General features: G+C 43.3%; 21 protein-coding genes and 4 tRNA genes. 11 read left to right on the top strand and 14 right to left on the bottom strand.

Annotated elements, in window-relative coordinates:
• The first annotated feature begins 174 nt into the window (after positions 1 to 174).
• The 3 genes from trxB to AC5JPY_RS10195 are packed head-to-tail and all read left to right on the top strand — an operon-like array spanning position 175 to position 2478.
• Positions 175 to 1197 carry a thioredoxin-disulfide reductase gene (gene trxB, locus AC5JPY_RS10205; RefSeq protein WP_443527225.1) on the top strand — a complete coding sequence of 341 codons (1023 nt, stop codon included), beginning with the start codon at positions 175 to 177 and terminating at the stop codon, positions 1195 to 1197.
• Positions 1198 to 2010: a leucyl/phenylalanyl-tRNA--protein transferase gene (aat, locus tag AC5JPY_RS10200; RefSeq protein WP_443527226.1), complete on the top strand. Its 813-nt coding sequence runs from the start codon at positions 1198 to 1200 to the stop codon at positions 2008 to 2010.
• A gap of 33 nt (positions 2011 to 2043) precedes the next feature.
• Positions 2044 to 2478 carry a MerR family transcriptional regulator gene (locus AC5JPY_RS10195; RefSeq protein ID WP_443527227.1) on the top strand — a complete coding sequence of 145 codons (435 nt, stop codon included), beginning with the start codon at positions 2044 to 2046 and terminating at the stop codon, positions 2476 to 2478.
• 97 nt (positions 2479 to 2575) lie between these two features.
• On the opposite strand, the gene rimI is transcribed toward AC5JPY_RS10195, so the two are convergent.
• The 12 genes from rimI to AC5JPY_RS10135 form a co-directional block, all read right to left on the bottom strand.
• Positions 2576 to 3073, bottom strand: a complete 498-nt coding sequence (gene rimI / locus AC5JPY_RS10190) for a ribosomal protein S18-alanine N-acetyltransferase (protein ID WP_443527228.1) — start codon at positions 3071 to 3073, stop codon at positions 2576 to 2578.
• A gap of 165 nt (positions 3074 to 3238) precedes the next feature.
• On the bottom strand, positions 3239 to 4429 hold the full coding sequence (gene tuf / locus AC5JPY_RS10185; RefSeq protein ID WP_319050997.1) for an elongation factor Tu: 1191 nt from the start codon (positions 4427 to 4429) through the stop codon (positions 3239 to 3241).
• 280 nt (positions 4430 to 4709) lie between these two features.
• Positions 4710 to 5027: a DUF6122 family protein gene (locus tag AC5JPY_RS10180; RefSeq protein WP_319051780.1), complete on the bottom strand. Its 318-nt coding sequence runs from the start codon at positions 5025 to 5027 to the stop codon at positions 4710 to 4712.
• 211 nt (positions 5028 to 5238) lie between these two features.
• Positions 5239 to 5313, bottom strand: a tRNA-Thr gene (locus AC5JPY_RS10175).
• A 104-nt stretch (positions 5314 to 5417) separates the two neighbouring features.
• Positions 5418 to 5491, bottom strand: a tRNA-Gly gene (locus AC5JPY_RS10170).
• A gap of 83 nt (positions 5492 to 5574) precedes the next feature.
• A tRNA-Tyr gene (locus AC5JPY_RS10165) sits at positions 5575 to 5658 on the bottom strand.
• Positions 5659 to 5725: 67 nt separating this feature from the next.
• Positions 5726 to 5801, bottom strand: a tRNA-Thr gene (locus tag AC5JPY_RS10160).
• Between the two features lie 193 nt (positions 5802 to 5994).
• Positions 5995 to 7491 (bottom strand): anthranilate synthase component I, encoded by a 1497-nt coding sequence (gene trpE / locus AC5JPY_RS10155; protein WP_443525521.1) that lies wholly within the window; start codon positions 7489 to 7491, stop codon positions 5995 to 5997.
• A 245-nt stretch (positions 7492 to 7736) separates the two neighbouring features.
• The gene (locus AC5JPY_RS10150; RefSeq protein ID WP_443525519.1) at positions 7737 to 8981 is read right to left on the bottom strand and encodes an FHA domain-containing protein; all 1245 of its coding nucleotides are present in this window, start codon (positions 8979 to 8981) and stop codon (positions 7737 to 7739) included.
• 115 nt (positions 8982 to 9096) lie between these two features.
• Positions 9097 to 9828, bottom strand: coding sequence for an RsiV family protein (locus AC5JPY_RS10145; RefSeq protein WP_443525517.1), 732 nt, complete (start codon positions 9826 to 9828; stop codon positions 9097 to 9099).
• 328 nt (positions 9829 to 10156) lie between these two features.
• Positions 10157 to 11752: a peptide chain release factor 3 gene (locus AC5JPY_RS10140; protein WP_443525515.1), complete on the bottom strand. Its 1596-nt coding sequence runs from the start codon at positions 11750 to 11752 to the stop codon at positions 10157 to 10159.
• Between the two features lie 194 nt (positions 11753 to 11946).
• Positions 11947 to 12852, bottom strand: a complete 906-nt coding sequence (locus AC5JPY_RS10135) for a hypothetical protein (protein ID WP_443525513.1) — start codon at positions 12850 to 12852, stop codon at positions 11947 to 11949.
• A gap of 325 nt (positions 12853 to 13177) precedes the next feature.
• Here AC5JPY_RS10135 and AC5JPY_RS10130 point away from each other — a divergent pair, with 325 nt between their 5' ends.
• From AC5JPY_RS10130 to AC5JPY_RS10115, 4 genes are all read left to right on the top strand, one after another.
• Positions 13178 to 13591 carry an Ohr family peroxiredoxin gene (locus AC5JPY_RS10130; RefSeq protein WP_319051787.1) on the top strand — a complete coding sequence of 138 codons (414 nt, stop codon included), beginning with the start codon at positions 13178 to 13180 and terminating at the stop codon, positions 13589 to 13591.
• 379 nt (positions 13592 to 13970) lie between these two features.
• Complete coding sequence (polA, locus tag AC5JPY_RS10125; RefSeq protein WP_443525511.1) at positions 13971 to 16958, top strand: DNA polymerase I; 2988 nt, start codon at positions 13971 to 13973, stop codon at positions 16956 to 16958.
• Between the two features lie 347 nt (positions 16959 to 17305).
• The gene (locus tag AC5JPY_RS10120; RefSeq protein ID WP_493852394.1) at positions 17306 to 17842 is read left to right on the top strand and encodes a hypothetical protein; all 537 of its coding nucleotides are present in this window, start codon (positions 17306 to 17308) and stop codon (positions 17840 to 17842) included.
• Between the two features lie 275 nt (positions 17843 to 18117).
• Positions 18118 to 18471, top strand: a complete 354-nt coding sequence (locus AC5JPY_RS10115) for a hypothetical protein (protein WP_443525508.1) — start codon at positions 18118 to 18120, stop codon at positions 18469 to 18471.
• A gap of 132 nt (positions 18472 to 18603) precedes the next feature.
• Here AC5JPY_RS10115 and AC5JPY_RS10110 read toward each other — a convergent pair whose 3' ends face one another.
• The gene (locus AC5JPY_RS10110) at positions 18604 to 19434 is read right to left on the bottom strand and encodes a BPSS1780 family membrane protein (protein WP_319051867.1); all 831 of its coding nucleotides are present in this window, start codon (positions 19432 to 19434) and stop codon (positions 18604 to 18606) included.
• 192 nt (positions 19435 to 19626) lie between these two features.
• Positions 19627 to 20646 (bottom strand): ferrochelatase, encoded by a 1020-nt coding sequence (hemH, locus tag AC5JPY_RS10105; RefSeq protein ID WP_319051868.1) that lies wholly within the window; start codon positions 20644 to 20646, stop codon positions 19627 to 19629.
• 490 nt (positions 20647 to 21136) lie between these two features.
• Between hemH and metX the strand changes: the two genes are divergently transcribed.
• The 4 genes from metX (at position 21137) to trhO (ending at position 25397) form a co-directional block, all read left to right on the top strand.
• Positions 21137 to 22465: a homoserine O-acetyltransferase MetX gene (metX, locus tag AC5JPY_RS10100; protein WP_443525564.1), complete on the top strand. Its 1329-nt coding sequence runs from the start codon at positions 21137 to 21139 to the stop codon at positions 22463 to 22465.
• The gene (metW, locus tag AC5JPY_RS10095; protein ID WP_443525506.1) at positions 22462 to 23079 is read left to right on the top strand and encodes a methionine biosynthesis protein MetW; all 618 of its coding nucleotides are present in this window, start codon (positions 22462 to 22464) and stop codon (positions 23077 to 23079) included. The genes metX and metW overlap by 4 nt, the downstream gene beginning before the upstream one ends.
• A gap of 387 nt (positions 23080 to 23466) precedes the next feature.
• Positions 23467 to 24048, top strand: a complete 582-nt coding sequence (locus AC5JPY_RS10090; protein ID WP_443525504.1) for a tetratricopeptide repeat protein — start codon at positions 23467 to 23469, stop codon at positions 24046 to 24048.
• 275 nt (positions 24049 to 24323) lie between these two features.
• Entirely contained in the window at positions 24324 to 25397 is a 1074-nt protein-coding gene (gene trhO, locus AC5JPY_RS10085; protein WP_443525502.1) for an oxygen-dependent tRNA uridine(34) hydroxylase TrhO, read from the top strand.
• The last annotated feature ends 57 nt before the right edge of the window (positions 25398 to 25454 follow it).

Genomic DNA, 25454 nt, shown 5'->3' with positions numbered 1-25454 from the left:
TGCTTTGATTCTAATGATAGCTGTGTTTGTTTTAGCAAACTTGCACTTTTCGACCTATGCCCTTATGTTATTATCACACAGCAATTAGAAAAACCATATTAGTCATAATTTTTGATTTTTTTATTATATTTATAACTAACATTATTCATTCGTATTTTTAGAAAGGAACACCTCATGGCAACTGACACTACTGCTCCACGTCACGAAAAACTTATTATTTTGGGCTCAGGTCCTGCTGGTTACTCTGCTGCGGTATACGCTGCACGTGCCAATCTTAAACCAGTTATGGTTACAGGTATGGAAGTTGGCGGTCAATTAACGACTACCACCGAAGTCGATAACTGGCCAGGCGATGCACATGATTTGACAGGTCCAGCGCTGATGGAGCGTATGAAGGCGCATGCTGAGCGCTTCGGTACAGAGTTGGTTTATGACCATATCAATGAAGTCAATCTAAACGAGCGCCCATTTCAGTTGTCAGGTAACAACGGCGACTATACTTGTGATGCCTTGATCATCTCAACAGGTGCGTCTGCACAGTATTTAGGGCTAGAATCAGAAACCAAATTTAAAGGGCTTGGCGTATCTGCTTGTGCCACTTGTGACGGTTTTTTCTACAAAGACCAAAAAGTCGCTGTGATTGGTGGTGGTAATACCGCCGTCGAAGAAGCCTTATATCTGTCTAATATTGCTTCTGAAGTCACCTTGGTGCATCGCCGTGATAGCTTACGCTCTGAAAAAATCCTACAAGACAAGCTGTTTGAAAAAGCCAAAAATGGCAATGTCAAAATCGAGTGGAACCATCAGGTAAAAGAGGTGGTTGGTGATGATATGGGTGTCAATGGTGTCGTTATCGAATCAATGATTGATGGTAGCACCAAACAACTAGACGCAATGGGTATGTTTGTCGCGATCGGTCACAAGCCTAATACTGACCTATTCACCGGTCAATTGGACATGAAAGATGGCTATCTGACTGTCAATAGTGGTCTCAATGGTAACGCTACACAAACTAGCATTGAGGGTGTATTTGCAGCTGGCGACGTCGCTGATCATGTTTATCGTCAGGCTATTACCTCTGCTGGTACAGGTTGTATGGCAGCACTTGATGCTGAAAAGTACTTAGATGCTATCGGTGAAGCAACGGCGAAAGACCATACGTATGCATCAACCCTAACTGCTGATCAAGAAGAGTAAATGGATAACTTCACGCAGCACGATGATACCACTCAATACATCACGCCTGAGACTCTAAAAAGTCTTGGGCGTTATGACTTTCCTAATCCTATCTCTGTCGATCCTGATGGGATTGGCATTGTCGCGATGGGCGGCGATCTAACACCCGAGACATTAATATCTGCTTATGCACGGGGACTATTCCCGTGGTTCAATGAAGACGAACCTATTGCTTGGTGGTGTCCTGAGCCACGCTGTGTGATAGTACCATCTGATTATCAACCGAGTAAGTCGCTACGTAAGCAAGCAAGCCGCGCGCGTTGGCAGTTGACACTCAATCAAGCTTTTGATGAGGTCATACACGCCTGTAGTCTACCGCGAAGCGATGGTCTTAATAATGACTTGCCTGAAGGCGAGCATACTTGGATTCATGATGAGATGATTGAGGCCTATACCAAATTGCATGCGCAAGGCTTCGCCCACAGTATTGAGGTCTGGGATGAGAAAGGTCAGCTGATTGGCGGACTTTACGGACTAAAAATAGGCAATATTTATTTTGGCGAGTCTATGTTCCATCGTGCGTCCAATGCCTCAAAGATAGCCTTCTGGGGTTTGATGCGCTTATGCGAACAAAGTCACGTGGCACTCGTCGATTGCCAATTGCCAAATGATCACCTCATGAGCTTGGGCGCTACCACCCTGCCGCGTACTGATTTCCTTGCCCAGTTAGATAGCCTGATAGGTCATCGTTTTGTTCAGTGGGATTACAGCTTGCACAAACCATTAGCAGTGACGCGACTTGATACTACAGAGCCTTGGCAACGCATATCATGATAATGACAATAGCTAAGCAACAACGAGGTTTTTATGGCGCTTGATATCTCATTTTTGTTGATCGGAGAGCTGGCAGCGAAGGCCAATACCACCAAAGACACGGTACGTCATTATGAGCAGTTAGGTCTGCTAAAATCACGTAAACGTCAGGCAGGGTCACGCTTGTATACGGAGTTTCATCCTGAGTGTATCGAACGTATTGAGTTGATTAAGAGTGCACAAGCTATTGGCTTCACCCTCATCGAGATCAAAAACAGCTTAAACGATTATTACGATGGTCAACTGGATATTGATTTGCAGCTCATGCTGACTCAGCAAAAGCTAGAACAAGTCAAAAAACAACAAGCCAATATCAGTATGATGGTAGAGCTACTGAGCGAGCGCATCGACATTCTTGTTCAGATGCAGGCAGATAGTGAGTATCAGCTGGATATTGAAGTTTGTAAAAAGACGATACCTTCACAGTAAGTACGCTGAGCGCCGTAACCATAATAACTCTGCTTGATATCCCGTACTTGCCTTCAGAAACACTACTATCTTGACTATCAACTAGATTTCCTCCAGTCTACTCGGTATAAGTGTGCTGCATAATAAGCGCATCAACTGCTGGCTGATGTGATGATTGATAGTAGCCTTTGCGCTTATGGATCACGACGAAGTTTTGCCGCTCATATAACGCAATCGCCGCATGATTATTTGCACGCACCTCTAACAACAAACTTTCCACTTGATTACTCTGCAAAAATTCATGTAGCTTATCAATGGTCTGTGAAGCAATACCTTGTCGTTGATAATCAGGATGCGTACCAATACGCAAAATCTCTGCTTGCTCAAATATCATCTGATATAAACAATATCCAATCACTTGTTTATCTTCAGTCCACTCTTCTTTCTCTTGTTTATAGACTATTAGCATATTAGTACTGTCTTGCTCAAGCAGTTCAAGCAAAGTCTGATAGTTCCAAGCGCTTTGCGACTGAACGATGGCTTCGATATTGGCTACGGCTTGAATCATTTTCTCAGAATCTGCTGCATTGAGTGCTAACGCTTCTATCGCAAACATGACTGTCCTTTTATGCTTGTCATTTAATTAGTCTTACCGTTTAGTTCAGTTTAGATTATATAAGTAGATAGGCTACATTATTTATTATTTACTACAAAAAAAGCCACCCTAAATAGGGTGGCTTTTTTATGACTAGCTCATAAGCTCATTACTGAGACTTAATGATTAGTTCAATACGTTAGCAACAACACCAGCGCCTACAGTACGGCCACCTTCACGAATAGCGAAGCGAAGACCTTTGTCCATAGCGATTGGGTGGATAAGCTCTACGCCCATCTCAACGTTATCACCAGGCATTACCATTTCAGTACCGTCTTGTAATTGGATTGCGCCAGTTACGTCAGTAGTACGGAAGTAGAACTGTGGACGATAGCCGTTTAAGAATGGTGTGTGACGACCACCCTCTTCTTTTGACAATACATATACTTCAGCGTCAAACTTAGTGTGAGGCGTGATTGAACCTGGCTTAGCTAGTACTTGGCCACGTTGTACGTCTTCACGCTTAGTACCACGTAGTAGTACGCCACAGTTTTCGCCTGCACGACCTTCGTCAAGCAGTTTACGGAACATCTCTACACCAGTACAGGTAGTTTTTTGAGTGTCACGGATACCAACGATTTCGATCTCGTCACCAACTTTAACGATACCAGATTCAACACGGCCAGTTACTACGGTACCACGACCTGAGATTGAGAATACATCTTCGATTGGCATTAGGAATGCTTTGTCGATGTCACGCTCTGGCTCTGGGATGTAGGTGTCTAGTACGTTTAGTAGTTCTACTACGGCTGGTTGGCCATATTTGTCTTCTGAGCCTTTTAGGGCTTCAGTAGCTGAACCTTTAACGATAGGCGTGTCATCACCTGGGAAGTCGTAGTCGTTCAATAGTTCACGAACTTCCATTTCTACTAGTTCTAGTAGTTCTTCGTCATCAACCATGTCACATTTGTTCATGAATACGATGATGTACGGTACGCCAACCTGACGTGAAAGCAGAATGTGCTCACGAGTTTGTGGCATAGGGCCGTCAGTTGCAGATACGACTAGGATTGCGCCGTCCATCTGAGCAGCACCAGTGATCATGTTTTTAACATAATCGGCGTGACCTGGGCAATCTACGTGAGCATAGTGACGGCTGTCTGTGTCATATTCTACGTGTGAGGTGTTGATGGTGATACCACGTGCTTTTTCTTCTGGTGCTGAGTCAATAGACGCGTAGTCTTTTGCTTCGCCGCCAGAGGTGATTGCAGCTACGGTTGCGATTGCAGCGGTAAGGGTGGTTTTACCATGGTCAACGTGTCCGATGGTTCCGACGTTGACGTGTGGCTTGTTACGTTCAAACTTGGCCTTTGCCATGGGTATTTCCTCTTTTTTTGGTGAATGATAAATAAAAAGCTGTTTAATGGCTCATAATAAAATTAAATCATCATAAACCTAGCTATCAACCGCACGAACCACTGCTTCTAATCAAGCAGCACTCCGAACTAATTTTTGTATCCGTTATTATACGCTGACTTGTCTTAAATAGTCATAACTCTGTCAATACAAACCAATTTTTCTCTGTGTCATAGAACGCTTGATTCATTCCAACGTCAGCTATGACCTTTTAACTGTCTCGATGTACAAATCTATTGTATTAGCTCGATGACATCATCAAACAATCCGTAAAGTCCGTCAACATATGAAAAAGCAATCCAATGCCAATAATGTTAAAAGGCTTACGGAAAAAGAGCAAAAACACATATACCAACATTGCATAATACGTATGTAATGGGTGGAAATTAATGCTACATCTATTTGCCTGAAAAATTGGGTTCGCTATTAGGTGATCTATGTCCACCAGCATGGTCGCGAGCAAAATCAGATATGCTTTTTTCCACTCTTTTCTAAAAAACGCAATTGCAATAAAAAGAGGGAAACCAAAATGCAAGAAATAGTGTATAAATGCCTGCATATTCGTTTACCAGTTCTAATAGCGTTGATATCAAACCACCAAAACCGATATTCATTAACATGCTGACAGCACTAAAAGGCAACACCTCAGTGTCACCTTTGAATCATTATATGTCTTACTAATTTTATATGTTTCAATATTTTATATTTTCGATATCGACGCAAAGCTATATATAAATAGCAAAACAAGCATAAAGGAGATAAATAATAAATGGAGCTCATATCGAGAATTGAACTCGAGACCTCTCCCTTACCAAGGGAGTGCTCTACCGCTGAGCTATATGAGCGTATATTAAAAATCTTTGAGCTGCACTAAAAAAAATATCACGATACAGCAATAATAACTGACTGTCGTGATGATTGATTATTAGGCTTTGCGATGGTGTATATATGGAGCGGGTGGCGGGAATCGAACCCGCGTCATTAGCTTGGAAGGCTAAGGTGTTACCATTATACCACACCCGCATTTACTCTTGTTTATATCAACTCTAATCGAGAGTTGTTAAATACAGAGCATGCTTGGCGCTGTGACAAACTTTTAAAAAATATGGTGGTGGGAGAAGGATTCGAACCTTCGAAGCTTTCGCGACAGATTTACAGTCTGTTGGGTTTGACCGCTCCCCAATCCCACCTTAGGGTGCTTTGAACAAAAATGACTTTCATTTAAGACAAATTCATAAAAAGCTACTTTAAAAGAGATGGTGCCGACTGCCGGGATCGAACTGGCGACCTACTGATTACAAGTCAGTTGCTCTACCAACTGAGCTAAGTCGGCTTGTTCTCTCTAAAGTGGTGGCTATTCTATCAAATATTTTGAATGACGCAAGTCCTTTTTTATCTTTTTTTCAATTATTTTGATATAAATACTCAAGCCATTGATTACGTTGTTATTTTTTTAATAGAAAAATACAGTCGTCTTGGTATCTTGTATCCGATTTACCTGTATTTGATAAATTAAAAGAGAATAGTTAGCGAATACGCAATCCATTGCAGGCCATTTTTACGGCTTTTACCAATGCTAGTGCTTTTTTATTGGTTTCATCCCACTCAGCTTCTGGTACAGAATCAGCGACGACGCCTGCTCCTGCCTGGATATGTATCTCGCCGCGGCGCATTACTGCAGTACGAATAGCAATGGCGGTATCCATATTGCCATTCCAGCCCAAATAACCTACAGAGCCGCCGAATACCGTTCGACGAACAGGTTCTATCTCATCAATAATTTGCATGGCTCGAATTTTAGGAGCCCCTGATAGCGTACCAGCAGGAAAAGTCGCACAGAACACGTCCAATGCGTCTTTGTCAGCTTGTATTGTGCCTTCTACATTGGACGCAATATGCATCACTTGTGAGTAGCGCTCAATAAACATCTTTTCTGTCACTTTGACACTACCATATTCGCAAACGCGATCGATATCATTACGACCTAGATCAACAAGCATTAAATGCTCGGCAGTTTCTTTTTTGTCATGAAGTAGCTCCTGCTCCAGTGCCAGATCCTCTGCTTCATCTTGACCACGCTTACGTGTCCCTGCTAGCGGACGCACAGTTACCTTGCCATTTTCGATCCTAGATAATATTTCAGGAGACGCGCCGATGATATCAAATCGCTTATGGTCGTCGAGCGTATAGCCATGCACCAAAAACAGATAAGGCGATGGGTTGAGATAGCGGAGCGCGCGATAAACAGCTAGAGAGTCACCTGTATAGTCAGCAGTCAAGCGCTGCGCTGGGACTACCTGCATGACATCGCCTGCTACGATATAGTCTTTTATTTTGTTGACGTCGCTACAGTATTTATCCTTACCTGTCTGCGATGTGAATGTAGGCGTAGGCATGACTGGCGCAGACAGATTCGACGGCTCTGCCAACTTTTCTTCGATTTTTTCTAATTCACGAATGGCTGTACTGTAGCCTTCTTCAGTCTGGCAATCAGCATAAACGATTATTGACAAGGTGTTTTCTAGATTATCGAATACGATGACGCTCATTGACAGCATCAGCCACATATCTGGCATCGACATGGGATTAGGAGCATCAGATGGTCCGACACTAGGCTCAATAATACGTACCATATCATAGCCGAAGTATCCCACTAAGCCGCCACTAAAACTTGGTACAGTGGGCATATCTTCAGCCGTTGGCATCTGATACTGCGCCATCAACTTGCGGATATAATCGAAGGGATCTACTACGGCTTGTGTATCGATATGATCATTTTTTTTGATGGTCATATTGCCATCAGCATATTGTAGGATCAAATCACTACCCAAACCAATCATCGAATATCGCGCCCAGCGCTCACCGCCTACTACAGACTCAAACAGATAAGCAGAGCCATTTAGATCACGCACTTTAGAAAAGACGGACACTGGGGTCTGTACGTCCATCAAACGTTTTTTTATCAAGGGCGCATGACTAAAGCCACGATCTTTGAAAGCTTGGTATTCTTGGAAGGTCATCATAGTAACGCTCACTTTGCATCATCGCGGCAAAAACAAAACAGCACACTGTTAAATAAAATATAGCGCCAACATTTTGTTGTCATGTTGGCGCTATAAAAAAATTATTTGGATAAATAGCTAATCAAGTATTCAGCAATACTCGTTAGCACTGATAACTTAGTCTTAGTAGCCTCAATAGTCTCCTACTCCAACATTCATTCTATAGAGTAGCTGCCATAGCTAAGTTGTATCCAGGTTGAATAGGATTAAACACCGCCCATATTAAATAACCACAACGCCAGACCGATAATCAAAATCGCTAGGAAGACCCATATAAACCAGCCGCCACTCGCTTTTTTCTCTACTTGTCCTGTATGCGCTGGATTACTGATTTCTTGATCCATTGCATTATTGCCTTCAGTACCAAGATCACGATCCTGTCCTAAATTAGCTGTACCTGAAAACTGTGCACTGGCTGCTTGTTTGGCTTTTAAAACTTCAGGGTCAGCTTCTTCTTGTAACTCTGTTTTTGTTGTTTTGTCATGTTCCATTTGGTTTGCACGCTCCTCACGTATTACAGTCTCTTTATGTGCCACTGGCTGCTCTACCACTGGTTCCTGCTCTACTAACGAGGCACTCTCATTAGTTACTGTCGACTGCTCTGACGTTGTTGGTACAGTTGATTCAGATGTTGCCCCTGCTTCAACTGAAGTCTCTTCAATTTGTGCGGGCGCTGTACTGTCTGCTGCTGATAATACGTCTTCGATACCTGTTTCTTTTACTACTGGCTCTGGAGAGACTGATTCAGCAACTACGTCCTCAGTGGTAGGTGTTGTTACTGGGTCTGCTGTTTTGTCCATTGTGGTGTCTGGCGCTCTAGTTGGGTCGGTATCGACAGATGATACTTTCTCTGTATTAGAACTAGGTAGGATCTCTTCGATACCTGTTTGTTTGACGACTGGTTCGTTGCTAGCTGCTACAGGACTCTCATTTGTTTGTTCTTTAATACTAGTCTCTTCAGTAACAAGCTCATCAATAACTGGTCTATTATCAAGAGATTTTTGATCGATAGTCTCATTAGCTATGCTCTGCTCGTCAACAGTTCCCGCGGTTGTTTCTGTCTCAGTGGTTACCTCTTCTTCTGTTGCTGGTGCTAACGTTGTACTTTCTTCAGGAGTGGTAGATGCTTGTACCTGAAAGACAAAACTTGCAAAACCAAGCGTATCGTTAGCTTGTAGCACATTTGACTCGTTACCTGTGATACGTCTATCGTTGATAAAAGTACCATTGGAAGAATCCAAGTCTTTTACGTATAGCTGACCGTCTAGTACGCTCAGCACAGCATGATTGCGAGATACCTGTTTGCTACCCAGCACGACATCACTGTCGCTGCCACGGCCAACAGACAAACTATCACTAACTGTCAGTGTTAAATCGCCCAATGCCTCTGTCAATGCATTCAACTGCCACGTATTGGTTGCTGCTGTCATGTTATCTGTATTATTCGTCATACTGTAACTCCTTATTTTTCTATTAATTTTCAAACGATTTTAAGCAAATTATTATTGATGGTTATTAACTGGTCGATCTGTAGTAGAGAACATAATGTAGTCGTTATTTATCTGTCTATTTTGGTATAAAGTAAGGTTTTATCACCTTATTAAGCTCACTATACGGAATGCTCAATACGGGCATACCATAAGCATACGGGCCGATAGAATAGTGCTGATAGCGAATATTGATGCCTGTATCTGTCAACGTCACATTGTTGCTCAACATAAATGGCCAATTTTTCTCATAGCTACTGACATCGTCAGCGACCGTTTTCACCCATGTCTTGTACGCATCATGCGCGAGTGCTTCGAAACGAGGCTTCTTGCCTTTGATCAGCATATCATCGAGGGTGACTTGTTTTTCGGTACTTAGATCAAACGTCAAATACTCGCTGTATGGCATACCGTGCGCACCGCCAGTAAAAACATAAGAGTTGATTTCAAACAGCTCAAAGTTATTGACGTGACCTAAATAGACAGGCGTCACCGTCAAACTATAAGCCCACGAAACCTCTTCAGGCATATCTTGAAACTGCGACGCCGCAAAGTCATTAATCGCAGCATTCACGTCTGCTTGAGTGCTTGGCGTTTTAATCGGTGCTGATTCTGTTGGCTTACTATTGACAACCAAACTGTTAATACGTGCATTGATTGTTGTATCTATCCAGCTATGATTACTCTTGAGATATTTAACCTCAATCTCTGGGCAATTATCACGCTCAGCGCATATATTCTGAATTTTTTCTGGCAGTTGATAATCAAGATACTCTGTTTTACTGACAAGGCTACCTGCAGTTGCAGACATACTGATAGCGCCGATTAGTAAACCACTCGCCAAGGAACTAACGCGCTGAATATTCGCGGCCCTACACAATAACAGTTGAAACATAGACTTATTAAAATAGAATCGAATCATCGCTGCCATACATTTTCTTTTATAAATATAAAGTATTGCGTAACATTCTACCGTAACAATGACGCTGTATTGTAGGAACACTGTTTGTGTTTATGAAGTATTGCTAATCATTAAAAACCAATATCAGACCATAAACGATAGACAATAAAAAAGACACGGCTAGCGTGTCTTAATCGATGAAAAATAAGCGGTACAGGTGTTTTTAGTACGAATGATATTAATGCTCACGCGTACTACTGAACGTTATTTCTGGATAACGGTCTTGCATCAACTGTAAGTTGACGCGTGATGGTGCAAGATAAGTCAAATAACCACCACCATCTATTGATAACTGGTCGTGGGCTTTTTTCTTAAATTTTGCTAATGCTACCTCATCATCACAATGAATCCAGCGTACGGTGGCAATCGATACCGGCTCAAACGTACATTGGACTTTGTACTCTTCTTTGAGACGATGCGCGACCACCTCAAACTGTAGTACACCGACCGCACCCAAGACCAAATCATTATTAATCTGCGGCATGAATACCTGCGTTGCGCCCTCTTCACTCAGCTGCTGTAACCCTTTTTGCAATGCTTTTGATTTAAGCGGATCTTTTAGCACCACCCGGCGGAACAGTTCAGGCGCAAAGTGAGGAATACCAGTAAAGCTCAGCTCCTCACCTTCCGTGAAGCTGTCACCGATAGAGATTGTGCCATGGTTATGCAAACCAATAATATCACCTGGATAAGCCTCTTCTAGCGCCTCGCGGTCACCGGCCAAAAAGGTTAGCGCATCAGCAATACGGACATCTTTACCCAGACGCACGTGCTTCATCTTCATGCCCTTCTCGTACTTACCAGAGCACACGCGCAAGAACGCAATGCGGTCACGGTGACGCGGATCCATATTTGCCTGAATCTTAAAAACGAAGCCTGTGAAATCAGTCTCGGTTGCTGAGACTTTACGTTCCGTCGTTGGATGGGCTTTTGGCGGCGGGGCATATTTGACTAAGGTATCAAGGACCATGTTGACACCGAAGTTGCCCAATGCCGTACCGAACAATACTGGCGTCATCTCACCTGCTAAGAACGCGTCAACACTGAACTCTTCTAGCGCCATTTGTACCAGCTCTAATGACTCTTCAAACGCATCAAACATCAACTGCCCAAGACGCTCACGTATATCCGGATAGTCATAGCCCTCGCGAGTCTCAGAGACGGTCATTTTGCCGCCGTTGCCTTTTTCGTAGAGATAGGTTTTGTCTTCTGCAAGGTGATATACCCCAACAAAATCCTGCCCCATACCAATTGGCCATGTAACAGGTACGCATTTAATCTTGAGCACCGCTTCGATTTCACTCAGCAGCTCAAGCGGCTCACGAATCTGACGATCGAGCTTATTAACGAATGAGATGATTGGCGTATCGCGCATACGGCACACTTCCATCAGTTTGATGGTTCGTTCCTCGACACCCTTTGCCCCGTCGACCATCATCAGTGCGCTGTCTACGGCGGTCAATGTACGGTAAGTATCTTCACTAAAGTCGGCGTGACCTGGGGTATCTAGCAGGTTGACCATGTGATCCTTGTACGGGAACTGCATGACAGACGTGGTGATCGAAATACCACGCTCTTGCTCCATGCTCATCCAATCTGAGGTCGCATGACGATCAGTCTTACGGCCTTTGACTTCGCCCACTACCTGAATTGCTTGACCCCATAACAGCAGCTTTTCGGTCATGGTGGTCTTACCTGCATCGGGATGCGAGATAATAGCGAAGGTGCGGCGCTTGGCCACTTCTTTGTTTAATTTCTTTGGATCTACACTCATAGTTTTTGGCTTCAACCTTAACTTCAAAAAGGCTGTCTTTTAGACAGTAATCTAAATAAATAGAATAAATAATGAGCGTATTGTAGCCGATTTAGCGTTAGGGTGCAGAGTTAGCGTATAAAAAAACACGCTCTCTCAGTCAGACAAAGCGTGTTAACAAAATTTTTAACCGTCATCGTAGAGCTTGCTTGATTTTAATAATAGCGCTTTATTTGCTCAGCTAAGAAGTCGCCAGCCACCTCATTGACCAGCGTACAATCTACCACGCCAAAGCGGCTGTCTGTATTTGGATTAATACTGCCCTTAGCAACATAGTGTGCCTCATAGATATCCTTTCCATATTCAACGCCGCTATATTCATAAGCGGGCTGATTATTATATGCAAAAAACATCACTTGCGCCGCTGCTTGCTTGTTTTCTATACCCACACCGAACTGAGAGGTTCTATGATCTCTATCATCGCTAAAGCGCTGTTTGGCCGCATCAAGCCATTTCTCTAATGACGAGTAGCCAGTCTTGTTCTTGTCATTAAATGCCCAAAATGAGCGTTCGCTTGTCACGACCGGAATGTAACAAACCGATCCTTCAGGAAAGGCAACATTAGAAGGAATATTAGCGTATTTGCTCAAGGCTGTCCGAATACCACGGCGGTCTTCGATATTCGTGCCAGCGCTATAACTGTTGGCGTTTAATCCTGATAAATTAAGAGTTTGATAGGTGGTTTCGTAGTCTAGTTTATTATTGCTGTTTTTTTCATAAATGGGACGTTTGACGGTGCGGTTACTGACTTCGATGTCTTTATTCTCGAGTCGACCTTCGAAGTCGTTTGCTAGTACCGTTCTGTCTAGATCGTTAAGACTCTGATTGCTATAACTATTGATGAGATTGGTGGTTTTGATATCACGTGCACCAGTACGGTAGGTTTCATCGATTCGGGCAATGGCAGTATCATTGGCTTTACTATCATAGCTACTATCAAAGCTTGTCAGCGTTATCGTGCTACTACCAGAACCATAAGAGGCGCCGTCCTCTTCTCCGCAGCCCACTACAGTAAGTGCTGCCACAGATAGAACACCAGATATTGCAACCACTCTATTCATCGAACACTATCCTTATGAGTCAGACTCTATTATCTGTTTTGAGGAGATTAGGACGGATTAAAAGTCTATTATAGCAATGCCTATAGTGATGGACACCTGTAGCACTACTAATGCCTGCCAGTACTTATTCAATAGGTCCTAATATCACCGATGCTGATATGCCTTGCTACTTAAACTGTTCATGCAAGCTTTATTCAAGAATCATTTACAAACTTGTTGTAAATATTTACTACTAACTCACTGAGCTGCCTTAATGATTTGCTATCCTAGATTGGACATTTAGATTTACCACTTCAACATAAAAACTCAAAACAAAGGATGTGTCATGAAATCTCTATATTCTACAAAATCTACGGTTACTGGCGGTCGCATGGGTACAGCAACCTTGAGCGATAGTGATCTTGAAATCAACATGGTACCACCAGGCGGTAATCAAAAAGGCAACAACCCTGAGCAGTTACTCGCTATGGGTTATGGTGCTTGTTTTGATGGCGCTCTAGGCGTGGTCAAAAAAATGGAAAGCGCCACGTTTGGCTCAACTGTTGAGACCTCTGTCGATCTACTACAAGGCGAAAACCACGAATATAAGCTTGCTGTAAAAATCCATGTTATCGCTGATAACACAGACCTATCTGCTGATGACATCCAAAAACTGGTCGAAAAAGCGCATGAAGTATGCCCATACTCAAAAGCAACCAGCGGCAACATTGATGTCGAAGTCACTTCAGAAGTAAAATAACGCATTATTAGACTTACTATCAATAAGTAATTAAGAATAAGTTAATTATAAAAGAACTCAGCTGGTCTGGGTTCTTTTTTTATTTGACATTTTGGTGAAAAACTAGGGAGTGTTCCTATTTTAAAAATGGTAATAAAAATGAAATAAACCGCAGGCAAACAAGGAAAATAGTGCAGACAATATCGAGATATTAACCAGCTATTTGACGCCGTTTGTCAAAGATTTAGCCATTTTTAGCCCATTTAGTGATAAGCGTTTGAATTAGGGACATGCCCTAATACCACTACAATATCTCGTAACGGTTAAGGAGTTCGGCACACGCGGATTTTATCGTTATAATAAGAGCATATTTCTATCTAATAGCTGATAAGTGATTTTTATGACTGATAATATAGCCGACAATACATCTGGTAATACGACCAGCAATGACCACCACTCCCATCAAGCGCTAGATCCAAAAGCCTTGCCAAATTTTGACGATATGCCTAACGTTGCGCTGATGAATACCAGTCATGTGGACAAAGATCAGCCTCCATTTATCTTGGTCGATGGCTCTTACTATCTGTTTCGCACCTATCACGCTCTTCCAAAGACCATGCAAAACTCGCAAGGTCTAATAACCAATGCGATCCGTGGTACTTTGAATGCGCTGCTAAAATTGATGCGTCGTTATCACCCCACTCATATGGCGGTCTGCTTTGACACCAAGTCACCGACTTTTCGCCATCATATGTCACCTGACTATAAAGCCGCCCGTCCGCCTATAGACGTAGAGCTGGTAGAGCAAATTCCTTATATCCATCGTTTGGTCAGCGCGCTAGGTATTCCGCTGCTACGTATCGAAGGCGCAGAAGCGGACGATATCATCGGTACGCTTGCCCATCGCGCGGTCGAGCAAGGTCATCATGTGGTCATCTCAACGGGCGATAAAGACATGATGCAGCTGGTCAATGACTGTGTGATATTAGAAGACAGCTTTACGGGTAAAGTCACGGACACGCCAGCGGTGATCGACAAGTTCGGTATCAACCCAAACCAAATGATTGACTTTTTGACGCTCATGGGTGACAGCTCTGACGGTATCAAAGGCGTGCCGGGTATCGGTAAAAAGACCGCGAAAGATTTGCTGGTTGAGTATGGTGACATTGATAACATGCTCAAGCATATTGGCTTTATCAAAGGTCGCGGCGCCAAAGGGTTGATCGAACACGCCGATGACATTCCTTTTAATAGACAGCTCGCTACCATCGTCACCAATCTACAAATCGGTCAGGACTGGAACGATCTAAAAATCAATACCGATCCTTGCGCGTATATAGATGAGCTGCGCGACCTATACAATGAGCTTGAGTTTAGAAACGAGCTGGCATCGCTTGATCATCCAAACCATCCTGCAAATGGCTCAAAGAGTGTCGAGGATAGCCAAGCCAATGCTGAGTCACAAGCACAAGTCGCCAAATCGCTGCAAGCAAACAGCGGCGATGACATCAAGGTCAACCATCAGGATAAAGCGTGGCATACTGTGCTCGACAAGCCCGCGTTTGATAGCCTGGTCGAATTATTAGAAGCAGCGCCGCATTTCGTCATCGATACCGAAACCACCAGCGTCCATTGGCGCGAGGCCCAAATCGTCGGTCTATCGTTTGCTGTGCAAGCACACGAGGCTTATTATGTGCCACTCACCCACAGCTTAGAAGGTGACGAGCTAACAGCAAAACAGCTCGATCGTGATACGGTATTGGCACGTTTAAAGCCTGTGCTAGAAAACCCAAATATCGGTAAAATCGGACAGCATCTAAAATACGACGCACATATCCTCGCACACTATGACATCGACTTAGTTGGTGCGATACATGAGCAGCCAAACAACTGGGCGATGGATACCATGCTGGCAAGCTATGTCATTAACGCAGCAGCTACTCGCCACGGTATGGACGATCTGGCGCGCCATTATCTACAAACGCAGACCATCAGCTTTGAGGAAATTGCAGGTAAAGGCGCGAAACAAGTCACCTTTGACCAAGTAGCTATCGATATTGCGAGTGACTATGCTTGTGAAGATGCCGATATCACCTATCAATTGTTTGACGTGTTCAGCGTTGAGCTGGCAAATGATGCTAACAATGCCAAATTACTCCACGAGTTGGAAATTCCAACGGCTGAGATACTTTGTCAAATGGAAGCGCATGGTATTCTCATCAAACGCTCATTTTTGAACGAACTATCAAAGCGCTTTGACGAAGAAATCATCGCGCTCGAGCAGCGTGCCTACGAGGTGGCGGGTGAAGAGTTCAACTTAGGCTCGCCAAAGCAGCTCGGCGAGATGTTGTTTGATAAGCTCGGCGTCCCTGGCGGTAAGAAAACCAAATCTGGTCAATATTCTACTGGTGAAGCGGTCCTATCGAAAGTCGATCACCCGCTAGTCGATATTACCTTAGAGTATCGCGGATTATCCAAGCTCAAGAGCACTTATACCGATGCGCTCGATAATGTCGCAGATAGCGAGACTGACCGTGTCCATACCAGCTATCATCAGGCATTAACGAGCACAGGTCGTCTATCATCAACCGATCCTAACTTACAGAATATTCCGATTCGTACGGCGACTGGTCGCCTGATTCGCCAAGCCTTTATCGCACCAGAAGGTCGTGTGATCTTAGCGGCGGATTATTCACAGATTGAATTGCGTCTGATGGCACACTTCTCAGGCGATAGCAACCTGACTCATGCCTTTAACGAAGGTCTAGATATTCATGCTGCCACTGCTGCCGAAGTGCTAAGCAAAGAGGTCGCGGACGTTACGCCAACGGAGCGCCGTAATGCCAAGGCTATTAATTTTGGACTGCTATATGGTATGAGTGCTTTTGGACTTGCCAAGCAGTTACAGATGAGCCGAGGTGAAGCACAAGACTACATTGATATGTACTTTGAGCGCTACCCAGGTGTCAAAAACTATATGGTCAATACGCGCGCTAGTGCGTACGAGCAAGGCTATGTCGAGACGATATTGGGTCGTAAACTCTATACGCCTGATATCAATCATAGCAATCGTATGGTTAAGCAAGGTGCCGAGCGCGCGGCAATTAATGCGCCGTTACAAGGCTCAGCCGCTGATCTGATTAAGCTTGCCATGATTGCCGTTGATAAAGTACTGCCTAAAGATCAGGCCAAAATGCTGCTACAGGTTCATGATGAACTCGTTTTTGAAGTAGATGCCGATAAGGTAGACGCGGTTAGCCAATTGATTACGGATGCCATGCAAGATGTCCTAGCGACCACCGCTGTCGATAAAGGCTGGGATGTTGACTTTGCAGTGCCGTTATTGGTTGAGACGGACAGTGGTCAGAACTGGGATGAAGCACACTAATTATTGATTTTGGGGAGTTTATAGCTCCCCACAACGTAAAGATAACATGGGTTTTGTGCTTTTATACTTACCAATACTGACAGTCAAACTTAACCCATTGTTTGCTATGTTTAGTCAGTTAGTACAATCATCGATAGAGTGAAGGGTAATATTTATTTTTATATTACCTATACAAACAACCACTTATGACCAATTGGTTATATTTTATGACGTTATCATCGTCAAGCTAGGTTATAATAGCGTCCTATAGATTATCTGTATTTAGTGAGACAGTTTTGGTTAGAGTGAGCCTACGGGCTCACTTTTTTGTTTTTGACACATTTTTTGACGCGCAGGAGCCAGTTATTTTGAATTCAGATGGCCTCATTGAAATCCCCGGTATGATCCTGTTGTTTGCCTGTTTGCTACGTTGCGCACAATACCTTGTACAAAGTCATATCAAACACATTCAGGCTTTTTGGTTAGCAGCGCTACTGGTATTTGTCGCTGTGATACGACGGGAATTGAACTATCTACCAGATTTGTTGGTTCCAAGCGACTTCTCTTTTTTGAATCAGTCTTATGACTGGTGGGAAGATAGTGTACTTACCGTTATTTATCTCGTGGCGCTTGGGCTATTGGCGTATTCGAGAAAATACCTCTGGGCAGTACTAAAGAACGTGCCTGTTTCACTCTATCTCAGCGCTGCAGTACTGGCAATCATCCAATATATGGGAGAGAACGCCATTGTATTCCCGCATACCTGGGGCGAGTTCGTCGAAGAATTGTCGGAAACGGCCATCTATGCGATTGCCTTGATCTATTTGTGGCGTTTCAAACTGGCTGACTATGAATCATATCTGATGCAGAAATTAAATTATAAATTCAAGCATACCAATAATTAAAAAGACCATCATAATGGCTTACACTTAATCACTTAGTGGCTCAAACTGTATAAAAAATGCTGCAAAATCGGACGGCTGCTCAATATGAGTAGCCGTCCGATTTTGCATTTCGTCCATCGCCTTACATATTTTGAACATCCTGTCACACCTTACTACTAGTGAAAATTCTAATAACCGTACAGACTGTTCAGTAGAATAACACTGTCAAAATAAATAATGCTTTTACAAGCGCGTACGATAATTTTACTGCCAATAATTACAATAAGGAATGACTTATGGAAAACTCAAAAAACCCACTACAAGAAGAGATGGATCATATTGATGGTAACAGCCGCAATGACGGTGTCGTTGGTCAAACCGATGCAGACAATCAGTTGGTCGATCTAGATAACCCGATGTTACATACTATCGATAATGACGATGTCATCGATAACAGTGCTGGTTTTGACAACTCAGAAGTTGGTAGCGCAGCTACACAAGGGCTAACGCCTATACATCGTCAAAACATTGATGAATCACGCGTAGATGAGGTGTTGGTACAGGACAATCTTGATGACAGTGATTATCCGGATGCGATGGATATCGCCGATAGAGATGCCGCAGAGCGTAGCAATGATGATGATTTTTAGAATTTAGTACGACTGCTGGAGTACTTCTTTAAATCAAGAAAGCACGCTTAATAACGTTAAGCGTGCTTTTTTATGCCCAATAACTCTGTTTTCGTTTAAATTTTTGAGCAATACCATTCAAACTATTGATATTTAAACTATTGATAATGGTTGATCAGTCAGAACATCACGGTAGCTAATATAACAATTCATGATTACCCATGGTACGGCTATGATAATTCCTAAACCTAATGTGATTTTTAGAAAAAATAGCAACACAATAATAAGACCCAGCCCATAAGCAATCATTGGCAATATATTAGCTAAGTACCCTTTAAGACTGAGCTTCATTGCGCTTTTTGGATCTAAACCATGCAATACAATCAATGCTGGAGCAAACCACATTGCCATTGATAACATTAAAAATAATACCAATGAGACTAAAATACTAAACACAAAAGGAGTCATTGGGAAGTCACTTATTTTTATCGCTTCAATATCCAATAGGAGCGTTAAAGATATACCGCTAAAGAAAATTAATACAGGTATGAATACAACAGCTAGTCCAACTACAAACAGAATATTCAGAATAATGAGAGATCTTAAGTTTGTTTTGAGCTTAACCCAAAGCTGATGAAGGTCAAGATCTTCATTCTGGAACTGTGCTGAGCAAATAAGTATGATAATAGCCGCTGCTATAATGCTTGTAGCTCCAAAAATATAATCAATTATAGGGACATAAGAACCTATGATTGAAATAGCAAACAATATGACACTGACGGCTAGCCATATTAAAAAGTTACCTTTAAACATTTCAAAAGGCTGAATTATCCACTTTATCCCCCATGATACTTTACAAAATCTTGGCTCATCCAATAACTGCGGTAGAGGATTACTATATTCGTCCATTGGCGGTAGGCTTGAAGGTTGGCCATTAGGTTTCTGTACTGATATATATGATTCCGAACTACTAACGTTAGACATATTGATCCTCAAAAATAAAATCTCACAAATACAAATCAAAACTCATATAAAACGAAATCTGTTTGGACTATTTTACATATCGAATAGTGTAAAACCCAACTTTTATTTACCAGATAATCAAGACAAAAAAATACCGAATGTTATATCCGGTATTTTTTATACTTATTCATAGCAATTATTACATTTGGCTAATCAAACCCAACCATCAAGCGTACCCGCCCACCCTTTTACAAGAGGCAAGCTCAATGCTTCAAGCAACTCAATATGGGTCTCATCAAGGTTAAGTGCGGGAATGTAGTGATACTCTTGCCCGCCTGCTTCCAGAAAATTATCACGGTTTTCAATGGCCAGCTCTTCTAGCGTCTCAAGACAATCCGCTGAAAATGCAGGACTAACCACTTGTACTGAGCGTACCCCAGACTTGCCCCAGTCTTCTAACACCACATCAGTATACGGCTTTACCCACTCTTGCTTACCAAAACGTGACTGGAAACTGATAATCCATTCATCCTCTTTTAGACCAAGTGCATGTGCCACTTGTGCTGCAGTACATTTACAGCGCTTAGGATAAGGGTCGCCCTTATCCGCGTAGGGCTGCGGGATACCATGGAAGCTAAACATTAACTTGTCAGGCTTGCCATGCTTCTCTTGGAAGCGGCGAATCGAGTTGGCCAATGCTTGAATGTATAGCGGATGAGCAAAGTAGTCTTTGACAATCGTATAGTTTGGCAGATTACGCTGCTTGAGTGTCCACTTCGTCAGTGCATCGTATACCGCGCCACCAGAAGAGGCCGAGTACTGCGGAAACAATGGCAGAATGACAAAGTGATCCACCCCTTCTTCGCGTAGTGCATCCATGACATCAGGCAGTCCAGGATTGCCATAGCTCATCGCAGGATGCACAGAGACACGAAATGGCGCCACGCTGTTTGCCAGACGCGGTTCCAATAGCTCAACTTGGCTATTGAGTATCTTACGAATCGGTGAGTCTCCCTCCCAAATGCTGGCATAAGCTTTTGCCACGCGCTTAGGACGACTTGGCAATACAAACAGATTCAAGATGATTGCCCATAAAAACTTGGGAATCTCAATCACTCGCGGATCTGACAGGAACTGTTTGAGATAGCGACGTACGGCAGGTGCCGTTGGCTCATCTGGTGTACCGAGGTTGACTAACAGGACAGCAATACGTGGAGGCAATTCAGGTTTCATAGCAGCACTATTTATCAGCAGTAAGTTATTGGAGATAATGTCACAACTATCACAATAAGAGAACGCAGGATTGTGTAGACACTATGGAATATAGACATCTTTAGTGTAGCATTTTATCCATAAATAGCGCATGGCAAAAGCACTCTTATACAATTTGATACGCAGTTGTCCTTTATTCTTTCCTTATTCATTATATTTGGCACTTATTCATTATTCGTCTATGACCTATTTGCTACAGGGATGACACTCGAAAGGTTTGTTGAAAGGTTGTACTCCTACGCGCATCGCCATACAATAGGCAAGCCCTGCTTATAAAAATTGGGTAGGCAAAATAGTCTGCCAACCGTTTGCCATTTTGTTTTTATTTTATTGATGATTGTCGTCCTGTGAGGTAGCTTTGAACGCACGCTCTGATAACACTAATGACCAGCAACCCAACTCTCATGCCAAAGCCAGCAGCCCAACCAATTCTGCTGCTAGATCAGTCGGTATTGTTTCGCCACAGAATTACCATTTTGCTGAACCATTGACCCTGGAGTGCAACCGGACTCTACCCTCTTTTGACTTAATGGTAGAGACTTATGGGACACTCAATAGCGACCACTCAAATGCTATTTTGATTTGCCATGCACTATCAGGTAACCACCACGCCGCAGGTTTTCATAACAGCGACGACAAAAAAGCGGGCTGGTGGGACAATATGATCGGTCCTAATAAAGCTATCGATACTAATCGGTTCTATGTGGTATGCGTCAATAATATCGGTAGCTGTTTTGGTTCGACAGGTCCTACTACTATCAACCCAGATAGCGTTGGCTCAGATACTAGCAATACAAATAGCAGCAGTGAGCCACAAGTTTATGGTCCTGATTTTCCGCTGATCACCATTAAAGACTGGGTGAAAACCCAAGCCATGTTATCAGATCGCCTAGGCATCGACGTTTGGCACGCCATCGTTGGTGGCTCAATGGGCGGTATGCAAGCGCTACAATGGTCTGTTGATTATCCAGAGCGGTTAAAGCGCTGTGTGGTTATCGCCAGTACGCCAAAGCTATCTGCTCAAAATATCGCCTTCAACGAAGTAGCGCGCCAATCTATATTATCCGATCCTGACTTTAAAGATGGACGTTATATCCAAGCGGGCACATACCCTCGCCGCGGTCTCATACTGGCACGCATGGTCGGTCATATCACCTATCTGACTGATGACGCGATGAAAGCCAAATTTGGCCGTGATTTGAAATCTGGCAAATTTATGTATGGCTACGATGTCGAGTTTCAGGTTGAAAGCTATCTGCGTTATCAAGGCGAGCGCTTTAGTGAAAACTTCGATGCCAATACCTATCTGCTTATGACCAAAGCGCTAGACTATTTTGATCCGACGCGTGGCTACCCATCAGCCGTAGTGAAAGACAGTACAGAGTCTGCTGTACCGCTAGAGGATTCAATCGCAGCGGCTGTTGAGACGGATAAGAAAAACACACAAAATGAGTTAGAAGGTACGGTAGCGACGATTGAAGAGATTGAATCTGATCGTCAGCAAGAACTGTCTGCGCTCAAAGCTGCTCTTGCTCATACGCAGTGTCAATATCTAGTCGTGTCATTTACCACTGATTGGCGCTTTGCACCCGAGCGCTCGCAAGAGATCGTGGACGCGCTAATGGCAACAGGCAAACCCGTCAGTTATATCAATATTGATGCCCCGCATGGTCATGATTCTTTCTTATTTGATATCCCACGCTACATGGGTGCGGTCGAAGGGTTTTTGACGGCGCCTTTTATTACCCCTAGTCGCCAAGCCACAGGAGAGCGCTCATGAGAATGGATCACCAATTGGCAGAGCGCTGGATTGCGCCGCAAGCACACGTACTTGATTTGGGCTGTGGCAATGGCGAACTCCTCGCACATTTGCAACAAAAGCTGGGCGTAACAGGCTATGGGCTTGAGATTGATGAAGACAAAATCAATGAGGCCATTGGTAATGGCTTATCGATTATTGAGCAGGATCTAAACGATGGGCTGGCGCGTTTCGCTGATGACAGTTTTGATACGGTGGTCATGGCGCGTGCCCTGCAAGCGGTAAAGTCCCCTGACGTACTATTGCTTGATATGTTGAGAGTTGCTCGTGAAGCGGTCATTACCTTCCCTAATTTTGCCCATTGGCAAAACCGTATCCATCTAGGGCTTAAAGGCATGATGCCTGTTTCAGAAGCGCTGCCTTATGAGTGGTACAACACCCCAAACATTCATCTGTGTACATTCAAGGACTTTGAGCAGCTATGCGCGCAGCATGATATTCATATTATCAATCGTTTTGCTGTTAGTGATTCTGAGAAAGGACATACACCATTGATGAAAGCGCTCATACGCCAAGCGCCTAATTTGTTAGCAGATGTTGCTATCTACCGAGTAACGAAGAAAAAACCGAAGTAATGTCAGTTGTTTGATTTATACTGACGCAAATAACAACGTGCTCATCAGTAGATATTCGTGCCCGTCAAACAGTCAATTGGTTATTGTCTTATAGTAACTCTATGATTTTAATAGGGACAATCAGGTATAGATGACTATGAAATCTTGTAATTAGTATTTGAGTTTCGTAAGTTTGGGTGTTAAGCTAGCAAAATGTTGTCAGCCACCCTACTATTACGACCGTCTGTCTAATTATTGGGGTTCAAGCGACGATACAAAAATGATAAAACCCATTGCTAATGATTAGGTAAGTTCATATCGCAAGATGTCACCTAGTTGTTATCGCCGTCTAAAACACTTTGGCGGTACAATTTTTTTGCTTATTAACTGCCTAATTTTGGAGCTGCTATGAAATTATTAAAAGCTGCGTTGTTTACTGCATTATTCTCTTGTGCTGGTTTAGCCAATGCTGAGTTAATATCAAATGTACCGCTTGATACCTCACGTTTTGAGCTTATGCCTATTAGCGAGTTGTCTAGTCGTGCTTCTCAAGGCAACGATCACGCTCAGTTCTATCTAGCCAAGCGTTTGCAAAAAGGTGAAGGTATTGCCCAAAATACCCAACAAGCAATCCAGTGGTACACCAAAGCGGCTCAACAAGGCGTTGCTCCTGCTCAGCTAAACCTTGCTATTATGTACTTACGCGGTGAAGGCGTACAGCCTAACCTGCAACAAGCACGTCTGTGGTTGGAGAAAGCCGCCATGCGTGGTGATAACCGTGCCAGCTATACACTTGCCCTATTAGATGAAAAGCAAAAGAATCTGGTCGATGCTTATAAGTGGTATGATTTGGCTGCCCGTGATGGCATGCTAGATGAAAAAGTCCGTAATAAAGCACGCGGTAAAATCGGTCAGTTGGCATTAAACTTATCAAGTGATGACATTGCCAGCGCACGTACCAAAGCAGACACTTGGTTCCAGAGTAAATAAACGCTGGTTTTGCGTGACGCATTGAATATAAAGAAGCTCAGTATTTTACTGGGCTTTTTTGTTTTTTATCTTATGAAGAAACCATCAATTGATAGAGAAACTGCCGATCCTTTTTAACGGTTTCGGCTCAAACACGATAAGCTATTCAAAACCTTATTAAAATTTGCTACACTACGCGCGCATTAGTAATCCCACAATTGAGCTAATGTTATATATCTATCTACTTTTTTATTACCATTGCACTAGGTTTGCGACCTAGCCAGCAGGAGAGAGACATGAGCACTAACCAAGATAGTAATACCAAAGAAAACGCGATAACGGATAACCAGTCAGCACCTGTCTACGATAGCATTACCAACAACATCGTCGTTGCTGCATTATATAAGTTCACACGCTTTGCCGATTTTGAGCACTATCGTGAGCCTATCCTAAATACTATGCTAGGTAATGACGTCAAAGGCACATTGTTGCTGGCAAGTGAAGGCATCAACGGAACGATTTCTGGTACGCGCCAAGGTATTGATACTGTACTTGACTATCTACGCAGTATTGAAGCCATTGGTACGTTTACTTTTAAAGAGTCTTATACTGATGCACAGCCGTTTTATCGTACCAAGGTAAAACTAAAAAAAGAAATCGTTACCATGGGCGTAGAAAACATCGACCCATTAGAGTCTGTTGGTCGCTACGTTAAGCCGAGCGAATGGAATGCACTAATCTCAGATCCTGAGGTCACCTTGATCGACACGCGTAACGATTACGAGGTGCAAATCGGCACTTTCCAAAATGCGGTCAATCCAAATACGGAAACCTTCCGTGAGTTTCCAGAGTACGTCTCAAAAGAGCTGGACCCCACCAAGCACAAAAAAGTCGCCATGTTCTGTACGGGCGGTATTCGCTGTGAGAAATCTACTGCCTATTTGCGTGAGCAAGGGTTTGAAGAAGTCTATCATCTAGAAGGCGGCATTCTAAAATACCTAGAAGAAGTTCCTGCCAGCGACTCTATGTGGCAAGGTGATTGCTTCGTCTTTGACAACCGTGTATCGGTCAATCACAATTTAGAAAAAGGCAGCTACGAGCAGTGTTTTGCTTGCCGTATGCCGATCACCGCTGAGGATATGCAAAGTCCTGCCTATATCAAAGGCGAGTCTTGCCCACACTGTATCGACAAGGCAACCGATGAGCAAAAAGCCCGTTTCCGTGAGCGTGAGCACCAAATGCAGTTGGCAAAACAACGCGGCGAAGCTCATATCGGTAGTGACGTAATAGACGTCATCGAAAAGCGTAAAGTCGCTAAGACTGAAGCGCGTCTACAAGCAGAAGCTGCCAATAAAGCAAAAGCCAACTAGTTTAGATTTGGCAAAATAAAAAGAGAGGCTCTATTAAATAGAGCCTCTCTTTTTTTA

The organism is Psychrobacter sp. H27 (genome assembly GCF_059072655.1).
Note: the sequence above shows the minus strand (reverse complement) of the source record. Positions and strands in the feature narration are given on the sequence as shown.